Raw genomic sequence first — 12,933 nt, forward strand, 5'->3', positions numbered from 1 at the left:
GCCCTGGTCAGGGGAAACTGGGGATCCCGGGTTCCAGGCCGAGGAGAACGGCTCCGGCCGCCTCGAAGGTGTTGGTCTGAAGCATGGCGTGCTGAGCCGGGACGAGAGCGTCCCGAAGGTAGCGCTGCAGCGGGTGGCTCTCGTAGATCGCCCCGGTGCCGGCCAGGTCGAACGCGGCGAGCACGACGTTGCGGCCGACGTGGGCGGCCTGGGTTGCTCCCAGACGGAGCAGGGCCGTGTACTCGTCGGTGATCTCGTCGCCGCGGACCGCCAGGTCCCACACCTCGTCGGTGATCTCGTAGAAGAAGGCCCGAGCGGAGCGGAGATCGGCCTCGGCGCGGGCCAGGCCGGTCTTGTAGGCGGGCCGGTTTCCCTTGCTGTCACCGCCGGTGATGCTGGATCGGACCGCTCCGACCTCGTGGACGTAGTCCAGCGCGCCGCGGGCGGCGCCGAGAGTCACCACCGCCAGCACCTGGGCGGCGTAGGCGAGCGACGGATACCGCGTGAGCGGCTCGTCGATCAGGGGAGCGCCACCGCGGACGAACGTCATCTCCTCGGGGACGAAGAGCCTGTCGGCCTTCACTGCGTGTGACCCCGTCGCCTTCATTCCGGCGACATCCCAGTTCTCCACGATCTCCACGTCGGCAGGGTCCACGAGGGCGGTCAGTGGCTTGCCGTTCGTTTCCGGGCCTCCGGCGAGACCGATGCCGAGGATGTCGGCGCCCAGGCATCCGCTGGCGAACTGCCAGAGCCCGCTGCACAGGTAGCCGCCGTCCACCTTCTCGGCCTTCTGCATGGGGAACAACCCGCCGGCATAGGCGACGTCCGGGCCGTCGGAGTAGATCGTCTCCTGGGTTTCGACCGGCAGGGCCGCGAAGTACACGAGCGAGGATCCGAAGCTTGCCACCCACCCGGTGGCCGGATCCACCGCGGAAATCCGCTCGATCTGCCTCATGAAGGAGGAGGGGGCCATCGGTTCTCCGCCGAACCGTGCCGGGGTCGACGCGCGGTAGAGTCCGGCCTGCTTCAAGAGCGCGATGAAGTCCTTCGGCACGAATCGTTGCCGGTTGAACTCGTCGCGCCGGTCCAGCAGCACGGCGAGGGCGTCCTCGAAGGCCTTCTCCCGTGCAGGACCCCCCGCTGCCGCCTGCACTGGTTTGATCGTGCTCCGGATCGCCATCGTCGTCTCCATCCACCTCGTCGTGTCGCGCTGAGGAAAACGCTAGGAAAGGTTCGGACGACGCGGTATCGGGATTTCCTCCGCCGGTCATAAAGCATTCCCCTATGGTCGATCCGCCGCTCGTGGGTCGACAATGAACCGTCACGGCACCCGGAGGTGAGGATCGATGTTCCCGACAGGCCGCGACTTCCAGGAGATGGTGGAGAAGACGGAAACAGGGATCCTCATCCACGAGGCCGCGTCCAAGAACATCCTCTGGGCCAACCCCGCCGCGTGCCGGATGTTCGGTTTCACCCTCGACGAACTGCGCCCGTTGAAGGCCCACCACATGAGCAGCCAGGAGCGTCAGTACCGGCGCTCGGTCGGGGTGGCGTGGTTGCAGGACGCGGTCGTACACGGCTCGAGCCGCAGACAGTGGAAGTACCGGACCAAGGACGGTCAGGACTTCCTGGCAGACGCGGTCGCCTCGCTCCTGACCTTCCAGGACGGGCAGGTCGTGATGGTCGAGTTCCGCAACATCGCCGAAGAGGTGGAGCTCCAGGAGGAGCTCAGCTGGGTGTCGCAGTCCCTACAGCGCATCATGACGCACACGTCGGCGGGCATCGTGGTGCTCGACGAGATGAACTGCATCGAGGACATCTCGCCGCTCGCGGCCCAGCTCTTCGGCAGAACGCCGGACGAACTGTCCGGTGTGTACCTGGAGGATCTGGGCCGGTGTGAGCCTCGCCTGACCGCCGAGCCCGTCGTCGCCAAATTGGACGCGGCGGCCGGGCCGGTGGGCATCATGCAGGAGATCGAGAAGAGCGACGGCAGCACCACCTGGCTGGCCGGCTTTCTCGAGGCCGTGGTGCACGACGGAATGACGTCCCGGGTGCTGACGATCCGTGACGTGACGGATCGCGTGGAGTGGGAACGCCGGCATGCGTATCAGGAGGCCAACCTCCAGTACCTCAGCCGGTACAACGCGATGGGTGACATGGCCATGATCCTCGCTCACGAACTCGGGCAGCCCCTCGCCGCCTCGACGAACTATCTGAGCGGCCTCAAGGCGCGCATCTCCGACCGATCCCTCGACCCCGAGGCGCTGAGCTACGGGTTGGACAGGATGGAGAAGCAGCTCGGCCGGGCGGCGGAAATCGTGTCCTCCGTGAAGCGCTACGTGCGGCGGATCGAGAGCACCAAGGCTGCCATCGACCTCAACGAGACGGTCGAGGAGAGCCTGTACTTCGTTCGTCTGCGGGCAGCCGAGCGGGGCGTGCACATATCGATCGACAGGTCCCGTTCCCCGTTGCCGGTGGAAGGAGAGAGCGTGCTGATCGGGCAGGTGGTCATCAACCTCTGCTTCAACGCGATCGACGAGATCGTGTTGCCCTCGACTTCCGTCAAGGAGCTGACCGTCCGGACGGCCCGGCGGGGTGAGTGGGCCTGCGTCTCCGTTCTCGACCAGGGACGAGGGATGGACGGTGCCTCGGGAAACCGTCTGGCCTCCGGGGCCTTCTCGGCCAAGCAGGACAGTTCCGGGATCGGCCTGATCATCTCGGAGCACATCGTCGAGCGACACGGGGGCAGCATCCGGTACCTGCCAAACCACCCGCACGGTACCGAGGTCCGGATGTGCCTGCCCATCTCCGAGTAACTGCGATCCACCTCCGAGGGCAACCTCGGCTGACACAGGTGTGCTGGGTACGGCGGCACCCGGCCCGGGGCGGCGCCGTGGCCACAACGGCGAAGGTTCCTGGATGACGGGTCCCGGAGAAGCCGCTGACTTCGGTCGTCCCTGGGGGCGAGCTATGGGCTTTGGACCCTAGAGAGCCGGTGATGTGATTCGTAGCGTCGGAGTCGGCGGCATCGCGACGAGGAGGCTGGCGATGACTGATACGACGGCGACCCCCATCCCGGCCGGCATCGAGTCGCCCGACGAGGTTCACACCCGGTTGGGCACGTTGCGGTTCTTCGACGGCTTCCCGGACGACGCGACGGTCCGGACGTTGTTCGACAACCTGGACTTTCAGCGTGCCGTGCAGGCGTACCTGCTGGCTCTGCCCGCGCTGAACATGGCGGCGATGCGCAGCGCGCTCCTCGAGTGGGGCCCGGTGAACTCGACGGCGTACGTCTTCGAAGACCTGATGCATCCGCGCACCGTGTGGCTCACGGCGAACACGAGCACGTCGTACGCGGCCATCTGGATCGACCTGCGCGACGGTCCGCTCGTGATCGAGGCGCCGCCCGGCGTGCTGGGCGCGATCGACGACAGCTGGGGACGCTGGGTGGTCGACGTCGGCCTGACCGGACCCGACAAGGGCCGGGGCGGCGCCTACCTGCTGCTGCCCCCCGGCTACGACGGTGAGGTCCCCGGCGGCTACTTCGTGGTGCGGACCAACAGCTTCGGCATGGTGCTGTTCGTTCGGGGCTTCCTCGACGAGCACGGCGATCCCCACCCCGCCGTCGAGGTCATCAAGGACAAGACCCGGGCCTACCCCCTCGCGCTCGCGGACCGTCCGCCGTCCATGCGGTTCGTGAACGTGTCGCCCGAACCCATGGTCGGCGTCCCCCCGGCCGACTTCCGGGCGTGGGAAATGCTCGACGAGGTGGTGCAGTCGGAGCCGCCCGAGTCGTCCGATCCGCTCACCCTGGGATTCTTCGCCTCGATCGGCATCCGGCGCGGCAGGCCGTTCGACCCCGACGAGCGCATGCGCGCGATCCTCACCGAAGCCGCCGCGGTGGGTGACGCCACCGGTCGCGCCCTCACCTACCGGTTCCGGCAGCCGGAGGCCTACCGCTACCCGGGCAGTACTTGGCGCGCATTCTTCCTCGGTGGTCATCGGTTCGAGGAGGACGGGGTCGCCCTGCTCGACGCCGCCGCTCAGTTCAACTTCTCGGTAACCGGCGTGAGTCCGGCAGAGGACGTCGAGAGGATCGGCACCGGATCCCAGTACGTCGTCGCCTGCGTCGACGCCGACGGCGCCCCGTTCGACGGCGGCCGGACCTACCGGCTCCGCGTCCCTGCGAACGTTCCGGCCGGCGACTTCTGGTCGATCCTCGCCTACGACACCCAGACCCGGTCCATGCTGCAGACCGGACAGGAGTGGCCGTCGGTGACGAGCCAGGACCGCGATTTCACCACGAACGAGGACGGCTCCGTCGACGTCCACTTCGGTCCCGAACCGCCCGAGGACGGTCACAACTGGATCCAGACCGTTCCCGGCAAGAGCTGGTGGGCCATGTTCCGGCTGTACGGTCCCCTCGCACCGTGGTTCGACAAAACGTGGCAGCTGCCGGACATCGAGCGACTCGCGTAGAGGCGCCGACGCGGCATCGTCGTGCCCTCCGCCCGGTACCGCGAGATCAGGTCGGTGCGATCTCAGATCTCGCGCCAGCTCTCCCCGGCCATGTCGTGGCCGTGTGCCGCCATGAGCATCAGTCCACCGTCGACGGGAATCGAGCCGCCCGTGAGGTACGACGAGCGCGGCGACGCGAGAAATGCGATGGCCGACGCGACCTCGTTGACGTGCCCGGGCCGGCCGACCGGGTTGCCGGGGCGGTCCTCACGATATGCCTGGGATTCGTCCATGCCCGTCATCGGGGTCGAGATCTCGCCCGGCGCAATCGCATTGACGAGGATGCCGTGCCGTCCCAGCTCGAGTGCGAGACACTTGGTGAGCATGCCCAGGCCGGCCTTGGCGCTGCAGTAGGCGGCGGCGCCGAGCCGGGGGATGTGCTCGTGCACACTCGTGACGTTGATGATCCGGCCACCGCGGCCGCCCGCGATCATCCGACGGGCGGCGCGCTGAGCGCACAGGAACGGACCCTCGAGGTCGGTCGCGAGAACCTCCCGCCACGTGTCGTAGCTCAGGTCGAGGATCCGGTCCATGTGCCCGGTTCCGGCGTTGTTGACCAGAACGCCCAGGCCGCCGAGCTTCTCGGCGAGCGTGTCGACGACGTCGGCAATGTCCGGACTGGTCAGGTCCTGGCGGACGACGAAGCAGCGCTGTCCGCGCTCCTCGATCCCGTCCCGGGTGTTCCGGGCCCCGGCCTCGTCGGTGTGGAACGTGATGCCTACGTCGAATCCCTCCGAGGCCAGCACCTCGGCGGTGGCTTTTCCGATTCCCGAATCGGCTCCGGTGACGATCGCAAGTCTCTCGGGTGCAGGAATACTCATGCAGGGCCTGTACCCACTCGTCGTCCCCTCCACGCCGATCGGTGGTCGACGGGCGCTCACCTCGAGTAACGTCATGACCGGTGAGCACAGGAGGTGCACCCATGACGACCTTTGCCGTGACCGACACCGGCGACGGGCTGGATGTCACCGTCGACGCCACGACCCACCGCCTCGGCGTGGCGGACGCGCGCCGGCTCGCACACCGGATTCTCGACGTCGTCCACGCCGCCTATCCCGAACGCACGGGCGCGGGACTCGAATCGTGGCCTACGGAGCGCCTGGAGGAGTTCGTCGCCGACCTCGAACGGACCGTGAACCCGGACCGGCCCGGGCACATTCTCAGGGCCGCTCGGGTGGAGCTGGATCGCCGTCGGGGCGCCGCCCGGTGATGAGGAAGATGACCCGTTCGGCCACGTCCACGGCCTGGTCCCCGAAGCGTTCGTAGAAGCGTGCCACCAGGGCGAGGTCGACGGCGGGGGTCACGCCGTGCGTCCACGCCGGGTCCCGGAGCGTCCCGAGCAGACGGGCGTGGACGGCGTCGAGTTCCGCGTCGGTGCTCCGGACCCGGGTGACCAGCTCCAGATTCGGCTCCGTGAAGACGTCACACAGTCCGCGCGCCATGCCGGCCGTGAGTTCGCCCATCCGGGCGATGTCGTCCCGGACCTCGTCGGGGGCGAGCTCTCCGGGGGTGCGCCGCCGGGCTGCCCGCGCGATGTGCAGGGCGAGCTGGCCCATCCGCGCCAGGTCGCTGCTCATCCGCACCGCCGAGAAGACGAACCGGAGATCGCCGGCCACCGGATGCTGCAACGCCAGGATCGCCACGGCCCGCTCGCTGCACTCGGTGTGCAACGTGTCGATCTGCTCGCCGAGATCGAGCGCCTCCTCGGCCGCGGCCACGTCGCCGTCGAGCAGCGCACGCGTCGACAGCTCCAGGGCCTTCGCCGCGAGCTCGGCGAGACCGCGGAGCCTGCCGGTGAGGTCGCGTAACTGTTGATCGAACGAGGCCCTCATGTACACCGATCCACTGCGCTGTCCTCCGTTGCCGTTACGGGGGTATACCCGGAAGCGGCCCCGTCGACGCCCGGTGGAGGCCCTTCGGGCCGGGGAACCGCCGCCGTCAGTTCTCGGCTTCCTGCTCGCGCTGCCGCCGCAGCCGCTGCGCGGCCGTGTGCGCGCCTTCCCGCTCGAGGGCCTGGAGCATCTTCTCGACCTTGTCCGCAGGCGCGCGGCGGCAGCAGCGGGGTAGCCGGATCGACGACCGCCTGGATCAGCACCGGACGGTCGGCGGTCAGGGCGGTGTGCCATGCCCCGTCGACGTCCTCGGGGCGATCGACCCGGATGCCCTCCAGGCCGAGCAGCCGGGCGTAGTCGGCATAGGGAAAGGGCGGGACGGTCTGCGAGGCGGGGATGCGGGCGTCGCCCTCCATTTCCCTCTGCTCCCAGGACACTTCGGTGAGGTCGCCGTTGTCGAGGACGAGGACGACGAAGCGCGGATCGGCCCAGTCTCGCCAGCGGTGGGCGAGGGTGATCAGCTCCGAGATGCCGTTCATCTGCATGGCGCCGTCCCCGGCCAGGGCGATCACCGGACGATCCGGATGGGCGAGCTTGGCGGCCAGTCCGTACGGCATCGCGGACCCCATCGAGGCGAGCGTGCTCGACAGGTGCGCCGGCACTCCCGGCGGCAGTCGCAGGAAACGCGCGTACCAATACACGACCGATCCGACGTCCACCGCCACCTGGGCGTCCGCCGGGATCTGGTCGGACAGGGCTGCGACGACAGCCTGCGGATCGAGGACGACGGCCTGCGGATCGAGACCGTCCGGGGGCTCCGCGCACCGTGCGGCGGCGATCCGCCGCCAGTTCCGGACCATCTGCTCGACGTCGCGGCGCCACGGTCCGGCGGTCCGGTGCAGCCGGGGCAGCAGGGCGCGCAGGGTCTCGCGGGCGTCCCCGGCGAGGGGCACCTCGACGGGATACTTGGCGCCGAGGTTGCGGGCGGCGATGTCGATCTGCACGGCACGTGCCTGTCCCGGGGCGGGATAGAACTCCGTCCACGGATCGTTGCTGCCCACGATCAGCAGGGTGTCGCACGCGGCCGTCAGGTCCGCAGAGGCGGTCGTGCCGAGGTGTCCCATGACACCGCAGGCCCAGTCCCGGGACTCGTCGATCACCGGTTTGCCGAGCAGCGACGTCGTGACGCCGGCGCCGAGCAGCTCCGCGACCTCGCCGATCTCCGGGGCCGCGCCGTATGCGCCCTGGCCGACGAGCAGCGCGACCCGTCGCCCGGCGTTGAGCAGGTCGGCGGCCCGGTCGAGATCGGCGTCGGTGGGCAGCACCCGCGGGACCGCGACCGTCGCGGCGCTGGGGACCACGCCGTGGGTGTGCTCCTCCCCGGCGGCGTCGGCCTGCTGCACGTCGTGCGGGACGATCACACACGTCGGGCTGGAGGTCGCCCGTGCGGTGCGGAAGGCGTTGTCGAGCACCGCGCCGAGTTGTTCGGGGGTATCGAGGGTCTGCACGTACTGGGCGCACACGTCCTTGAACAGCGTGGGCAGCGCGACTTCCTGCTGGTAGCCGCTGCCCTGGGCCGTCGTTACCACGTGCCCGACGATCGCCACCACCGGTTTGCCGTCCAGCTTGGCGTCGTAGAGGCCGGTGAGCAGATGCACCGCCCCGGGTCCCTGGGTGGCGAGGCACACTCCTACCTCCCCGGTGTATTTCGCGTGCCCGGTGGCCATGAAGGCCGCCATCTCCTCGTGCCGGGCGGTGACGAGTTCGATGTGCTCGGCCGCCCGATCCAGGGCGGCCAGGATCGGGTCGATCCCGTCTCCGGCGTAGCCGAAGACGCGGTGGACGCCCCACGCCCGGAGCCGGTCGACTATCCCGTCGGCGACGTTGGCCATGCTGTTCCTCCCGGTGGCGCCCGGCGTCCGCCGCGGGCGTCCTTCGTCGTGTCCTCCGGGGCCGGGTGCCCGGTGGGGGACGGGCGAAACCTCGGGTGGGCGGCACACTGGTCGCATGAGGTTGCTGCTGCTGGCCGACACCCACGTCCCCGTCCGCGCGCGGGACCTGCCGGCGCGGGTGTGGGAGGAGGTCGACCGCGCCGACGTGGTGCTGCACGCCGGCGACTGGGTCGAGGTCGCGTTCTTCGACGCATTGTCCGAGCGGGCCGGACGGTTGGTCGCGTGCTGGGGCAACAACGACGGTGCGGAATTGCGGGGCCGGATGCCCGAGACCGCGCGCGTGACATTGGAGGGTGTGCGCTTCACCGTCGTCCACGAGACCGGAGCCTCGGCAGGCCGGGACGGGCGGATGTCGGCCGCTCATCCCGACACCGACGTTCTGGTGTTCGGGCACAGCCACATTCCGTGGGACACCACCACGGCGACGGGGCTGCGCCTGCTCAACCCGGGGTCACCGACCGACCGTCGGCGCCAACCGTTCTGCACCTTCGTGACCGCGACCGTCGCCGACGGCGGACTGCACGAGGTGGAACTGCACCGCCTGTGACGGGCGGAAGTCGGATATCGAGCCGAACGACCGGTTCGGGCGTACGGTGGGTGTGCCCCGCCACCGCCCGAGGGAGCCCACATGCCTGCATCCTTCTTTGCGCATCCGCACCAGGCGTTCACCGCAGGTTTCTACCGCGACGAGGACTTCGACTTCGAGGTCCGGTTCCTGCTCGGACAGGCCGTGCACGGTGCGGCGGACGTGGGGGAGGTACTCGCCACCATCGCCCCGCTCGGCGAGAAGGATCACGAGAAGTGGTTCGAGGCCTGGGTGGCGCTCGGCAGTCGAGTCCGGGGGCTCGCCGATGCCTCCGCCGAGGCCGGGCACGTCGTCAGCGCCGCGGGCGCATACCTGCGTGCCGCAACGTATTTCGCTACCGCGGTCAACTCCGTGGACGGTCTGGCCGACGACGGCCCGCTGCTGCCGACGTTTCGGCAGCACCGGGCGGCGTGGGACCGGTTCGTCGAGACCACCGCGCACCCGGCCGAGCGGGTGGACATTCCCTACGAGGACGGCTTCCTGCCGGGCTACCTGCTGCGGCCGCTCGGCGAGGAGACCCGCGAACCACGCCCCACCCTGATCCTGAACAACGGCAGCGACGGGCCCATCAGCAGCCTGTGGACCGCCGCCGGGGCCGGCGCCCTCGCCCGCGGCTACAACGTGCTGTTCTTCGACGGTCCAGGGCAGCAGTCCATGCTGTTCGAGCGCGGCGTGCCGTTCCGGCACGACTGGGAGGCCGTGATCACGCCGATCGTGGACTTCCTCCTCCGGTACCCGGAGGTCGACGGCTCGCGCATCGCCCTCTACGGGATCAGTCAGGCCGGATACTGGGTGCCGCGCGCACTGGCCTTCGAGCACCGGATCGCGGCGGCAATCGCCGATCCGGGGGTGGTCGACGTGTCCGCGTCGTGGCTCGCCCACATGCCCAAGAACATGATCGAGTTGCTCGAGAAGGGCGACCGGGAGAAGTTCGATCGCGACATGGCCTTCGGCATGCGGCTGTCGGGCCGGCTCGAGCGCACATGGCGGTTCCGGGCCCGCCCCTACCGCAGGATGGACTCGTACTTCGACACCCTCACCGAGGTGCTGAAGTACCGGCTCGGCGATCTCCCCGAGTCGATCACGACGCCGCTGTTCGTCACCGACCCCGAGGACGAGCAGTTCTGGCCCGGCCAGTCCCGGCAGCTCGCCGAGCGGCTGCGCGGGGCGAAGGAACTGGCGTCGTTCACCGCGGCGGAGGGTGCCAACTTCCACTGCCAGCCCCTCGCTCGCAGCCTCACCGACCAGCGGATGTTCGACTGGCTGGACACGGTGCTGGCCGACCGGGCCCGCGTCCGGGCCTCCGGCGGCGCGTCGGCGCGTGAGGTGGCGGACGGCTGAGCGAGGTGGCCGCCGGGCAGGAGATCCGGCCCGGAGACCTCCTCAGTCCGCGAAGAACAGGGCCGCCGCCGCATCCCGCGCGATCAGGAACCCGGCGATACCCAGCACCCATCCCAGCGCCGAGTCGGCGTGCCGGGCGGTGAACTCGTCGAGACGTCGCAGCAGCGGCTCGATCCGCCGGTGCACGACGAGCCGGCCCACCACCAGCAGCAGGGCCGGCAGCACCATCACCGCGCAGTACCCGGCGAGCAGGCCGGCGCCGGGGGCGGCCGGCAGGCCCGTCGCCACGATCGTCCCGATCGCCGCCAGGTACGGCAGCATCGTGGCGACCTCGACGGTCCCGGCACCGAGCGCGAGCACTGCCACACCGGACGCCGTCCGTTGCCGCTCGAGGGCCCGGGAGCGCCAGTGCCGCAGCCGGCTCCCGCGGCCCGCAACCCGCGCCTTCCCCGAGTCGAATCGCCAGCTCACCGCGAACAGAGCCGCGCCCACCGAGAGTTGCGCCCAGTGCCACGCCGTCGTGTCGCTCCACCGCGCGAGCGCCGCGGCGCCGCTCCGGCCCGCGGACATCAGCACGAGTCCGACGACGAAGTAGAACGCGGCGATCGACAGCAGGTACACCAGCAGGCGGCGTACGGGGGGCCGGCCCGGCACGGTGAGCAACCACAGCGGCACGACGAGGGTGCCGAGACTGGTGCTGTCCACGAGCGCCAGCACCGCGAGCGTGCCCAGGAGAGCGAGGTCCATGGCTCGATGCTCGGCGGTCACCGCACGCGTGTCGTCGGTCTTCGGAACGAGGCGGGGTCCTCCGTCGGGAGGACGAACCGGCCGCGCGCCTGTGCTGTGATGAACGGGTGCCGCGTTGGTCGTCTCTCTCCGTCACCGCGCAGGGCTGGTGTATCGCGGTGGCCGAGTTCCTGCTCGGGCTGCTGTTGCTGTCCGCAGGTCTGTACGAACTCGCCCCCGTCAGGGTGGAGGCTCCGGCGGCCGTGCGTGTCGGCCTGCTGGCGGCCGTGTGCGGCGCAGCGGTGCTCCGGGTGCGGCGGCCGGTGGCGGCACTCGTGCTCGGTGCGGTGCCGCTGGGCATCGACCTCCTGCTCGGACCGTCCCTGCCCGTGTGGCTCGTCTACTCCGACCTGCTCTACGCCGGCGTCCGCTACGGCACCGAGCGGCAGGCACGGGCGCTGCTCGGCCTCGCCTCCGCGCTCTCCGCGGCCTGCTTCGGGGTCGTCTACGTCGTCACCGGGAACTGGCAGCTGCTGGTGCTCACGGCGATTGCGCTGTCCGCGTTCGTCGGCACTCCGCTGTGGTGGGGGCGCGCGGTCCGGTTGCACAAGGACATCGCCGACGCCGAACGCGCCCGCGCCGAGGCCGTCACCACGATCGCCGAACTCGACCGGCGGGCCGCCGTGGCGGCCGAGCGCAACCGCATGGCCCGCGATCTGCACGACGTCGTCGCCGGGCACCTGTCGGCGATCGCGATCCAGTCCGAGGCCGCGCTGGGCCTCTCCCGCGATGCGTCGTCGCCGACGGCCCGCCGGATGGAGGCGCTGCACGCCGTGCTCGAATCGGTGCGGAGCAACAGCGTCGACGCGCTCGAGGAGATGCGGGAGATGATCGGACTACTGCGGGACCGGCCCGTCCTCGGCGAGACGACCGCGCCCGGGCGGCTGGCCCACCTCGGCAAGCTCGTCGACTCGGCCCACGCCGGGGGCACCGTCGTCCACGTCCGCCGGTCGAGTCCGGGGCGGCAGCTGCCCGTCGCCGTCGACCACGCCGCCTATCGCATCGTCCAGGAGGCCCTGACCAACGCCGCCAAGCACGCGCCCGGCGTCCCCGTCGAGCTGTCGCTGGACGCGCGCGGCGACCGGTTGGAGGTGACCGTGCGCAACCCGCTCCCCGACGGGACGGTTGCCGCGCCGCGCACGCCGTCGGGCGGCCGGGGCCTGGCGAGCATGCGGGAACGCACCGAACTTCTCGGCGGCCGGTTCCGGGCGGGTCCGTCCGACGGGACGTGGGTCGTGGGGGCGTCGCTGCCGCTGCGCCCGGGAGCGCCGTCGTGATCCGGGTGCTGCTCGCCGACGACCACGGAGCCATCCGCGCGGGGCTGGCGATGATCCTGTCCGCGACCTCCGATCTCGAGGTGGTCGGCGAGGCCGCCGACGGCGACGTCGCCGTGCGTCAGGTGCGGGCGCTGCGGCCGGACGTGGTGCTCATGGACATCCGCATGCCGGGCACCGACGGCATCGAGGCCACCCGCCGGATCCGCGAGACGAGCGATACCCAGGTGCTCGTCCTCACGACCTTCGACGTCGACGAGTACGTCCTGGGTGCGCTGCGCGCCGGCGCCGCGGGCTTCCTGCTGAAGTCGGCCTCCGCGCAGGAACTGACCGACGGTATCCGGCGGGTGGCCCACGGCGACGGCGTGCTGTCCCCGCAGGTGACCCGCACCGTCATCGCGGGCCTGGCCACCGGCGCCGCCGAACCGGTGCCGCCGCCGACCGGCGTGGACCTGCTCACGGACCGGGAACGCGAGGTGCTCGACTGCCTCGGTGAGGGCCTGGCGAACCAGCAGATCGCCGAGCGCCTGAACATCGGCGCCACCACCGTCAAGACCCACGTCTCCCGGGTCCTGGCGAAGCTGGGGGTGGATTCGCGGTTGCACGCCGCGTTCGTCGCCCGGCAGATCGCGGGCAGGTAGGTC

Annotated in this window: 12 protein-coding genes; 7 read left to right on the forward strand and 5 right to left on the reverse strand. The window is 70.4% G+C overall.

Annotated elements, in window-relative coordinates; genetic code table 11:
* Positions 1–7 precede the first annotated feature (7 nt).
* Positions 8–1,192, reverse strand: a complete 1,185-nt coding sequence (locus A4U64_RS01480; RefSeq protein WP_065922045.1) for an acyl-CoA dehydrogenase family protein — start codon at positions 1,190–1,192, stop codon at positions 8–10.
* 154 nt (positions 1,193–1,346) lie between these two features.
* Here A4U64_RS01480 and A4U64_RS01485 point away from each other — a divergent pair, with 154 nt between their 5' ends.
* Together A4U64_RS01485 and A4U64_RS01490 are read left to right on the forward strand one after the other, a co-directional pair.
* Positions 1,347–2,816, forward strand: a complete 1,470-nt coding sequence (locus A4U64_RS01485; protein ID WP_006931801.1) for a PAS domain S-box protein — start codon at positions 1,347–1,349, stop codon at positions 2,814–2,816.
* A gap of 232 nt (positions 2,817–3,048) precedes the next feature.
* Positions 3,049–4,479: a DUF1254 domain-containing protein gene (locus A4U64_RS01490; protein WP_065922046.1), complete on the forward strand. Its 1,431-nt coding sequence runs from the start codon at positions 3,049–3,051 to the stop codon at positions 4,477–4,479.
* Positions 4,480–4,541: 62 nt separating this feature from the next.
* Here the strand turns inward: A4U64_RS01490 and A4U64_RS01495 are convergent, their stop codons facing one another.
* Entirely contained in the window at positions 4,542–5,339 is a 798-nt protein-coding gene (locus A4U64_RS01495; protein ID WP_065922047.1) for an SDR family oxidoreductase, read from the reverse strand.
* 101 nt (positions 5,340–5,440) lie between these two features.
* On the opposite strand from A4U64_RS01495, the gene A4U64_RS01500 reads away from it, so the two are divergent.
* On the forward strand, positions 5,441–5,728 hold the full coding sequence (locus A4U64_RS01500; protein WP_065922048.1) for a hypothetical protein: 288 nt from the start codon (positions 5,441–5,443) through the stop codon (positions 5,726–5,728).
* On the opposite strand, the gene phoU is transcribed toward A4U64_RS01500, so the two are convergent.
* Both phoU and A4U64_RS01510 read right to left on the reverse strand, forming a co-directional pair.
* A complete protein-coding gene (phoU, locus tag A4U64_RS01505; RefSeq protein WP_006931809.1) occupies positions 5,679–6,350 on the reverse strand; it encodes a phosphate signaling complex protein PhoU in 672 nt (223 codons plus the stop codon). The two genes, A4U64_RS01500 and phoU, sit on opposite strands and share 50 nt — an antisense overlap.
* Positions 6,347–8,242 (reverse strand): thiamine pyrophosphate-requiring protein, encoded by a 1,896-nt coding sequence (locus A4U64_RS01510; RefSeq protein ID WP_157127552.1) that lies wholly within the window; start codon positions 8,240–8,242, stop codon positions 6,347–6,349. Before A4U64_RS01510 ends, phoU begins: the two co-directional genes overlap by 4 nt.
* Positions 8,243–8,357: 115 nt before the next feature.
* Here A4U64_RS01510 and A4U64_RS01515 point away from each other — a divergent pair, with 115 nt between their 5' ends.
* Positions 8,358–8,849, forward strand: coding sequence for a metallophosphoesterase family protein (locus A4U64_RS01515; protein WP_029546272.1), 492 nt, complete (start codon positions 8,358–8,360; stop codon positions 8,847–8,849).
* Between the two features lie 81 nt (positions 8,850–8,930).
* On the forward strand, positions 8,931–10,229 hold the full coding sequence (locus A4U64_RS01520; protein ID WP_065922049.1) for an alpha/beta hydrolase family protein: 1,299 nt from the start codon (positions 8,931–8,933) through the stop codon (positions 10,227–10,229).
* 42 nt (positions 10,230–10,271) lie between these two features.
* On the opposite strand, the gene A4U64_RS01525 is transcribed toward A4U64_RS01520, so the two are convergent.
* Complete coding sequence (locus A4U64_RS01525; RefSeq protein WP_065922050.1) at positions 10,272–10,976, reverse strand: GAP family protein; 705 nt, start codon at positions 10,974–10,976, stop codon at positions 10,272–10,274.
* A gap of 107 nt (positions 10,977–11,083) precedes the next feature.
* On the opposite strand from A4U64_RS01525, the gene A4U64_RS01530 reads away from it, so the two are divergent.
* Positions 11,084–12,292: a sensor histidine kinase gene (locus tag A4U64_RS01530; RefSeq protein ID WP_065922051.1), complete on the forward strand. Its 1,209-nt coding sequence runs from the start codon at positions 11,084–11,086 to the stop codon at positions 12,290–12,292.
* The gene (locus tag A4U64_RS01535) at positions 12,289–12,930 is read left to right on the forward strand and encodes a response regulator (protein ID WP_050036446.1); all 642 of its coding nucleotides are present in this window, start codon (positions 12,289–12,291) and stop codon (positions 12,928–12,930) included. Before A4U64_RS01530 ends, A4U64_RS01535 begins: the two co-directional genes overlap by 4 nt.
* Positions 12,931–12,933: the final 3 nt, after the last annotated feature.

Origin of the sequence: Rhodococcus sp. WB1 (assembly GCF_001700945.1) — a bacterium.
Taxonomy (GTDB): Bacteria; Actinomycetota; Actinomycetes; order Mycobacteriales; family Mycobacteriaceae; genus Rhodococcus; species Rhodococcus aetherivorans.

Excerpts from the sequence above, each read along its gene's own strand:
- A4U64_RS01480 (WP_065922045.1), bottom strand. The coding sequence starts at position 1,192 with ATGGAGACGACGATGGCGATCCGGAGCACGATCAAACCAGTGCAGGCG.
- A4U64_RS01500 (WP_065922048.1), top strand. The coding sequence starts at position 5,441 with ATGACGACCTTTGCCGTGACCGACACCGGCGACGGGCTGGATGTCACC.
- A4U64_RS01495 (WP_065922047.1), bottom strand. The coding sequence starts at position 5,339 with ATGAGTATTCCTGCACCCGAGAGACTTGCGATCGTCACCGGAGCCGAT.
- A4U64_RS01520 (WP_065922049.1), top strand. The coding sequence starts at position 8,931 with ATGCCTGCATCCTTCTTTGCGCATCCGCACCAGGCGTTCACCGCAGGT.
- A4U64_RS01510 (WP_157127552.1), bottom strand. The coding sequence starts at position 8,242 with ATGGCCAACGTCGCCGACGGGATAGTCGACCGGCTCCGGGCGTGGGGC.
- A4U64_RS01490 (WP_065922046.1), top strand. The coding sequence starts at position 3,049 with ATGACTGATACGACGGCGACCCCCATCCCGGCCGGCATCGAGTCGCCC.
- A4U64_RS01485 (WP_006931801.1), top strand. The coding sequence starts at position 1,347 with ATGTTCCCGACAGGCCGCGACTTCCAGGAGATGGTGGAGAAGACGGAA.
- A4U64_RS01525 (WP_065922050.1), bottom strand. The coding sequence starts at position 10,976 with ATGGACCTCGCTCTCCTGGGCACGCTCGCGGTGCTGGCGCTCGTGGAC.
- phoU (WP_006931809.1), bottom strand. The coding sequence starts at position 6,350 with ATGAGGGCCTCGTTCGATCAACAGTTACGCGACCTCACCGGCAGGCTC.
- A4U64_RS01515 (WP_029546272.1), top strand. The coding sequence starts at position 8,358 with ATGAGGTTGCTGCTGCTGGCCGACACCCACGTCCCCGTCCGCGCGCGG.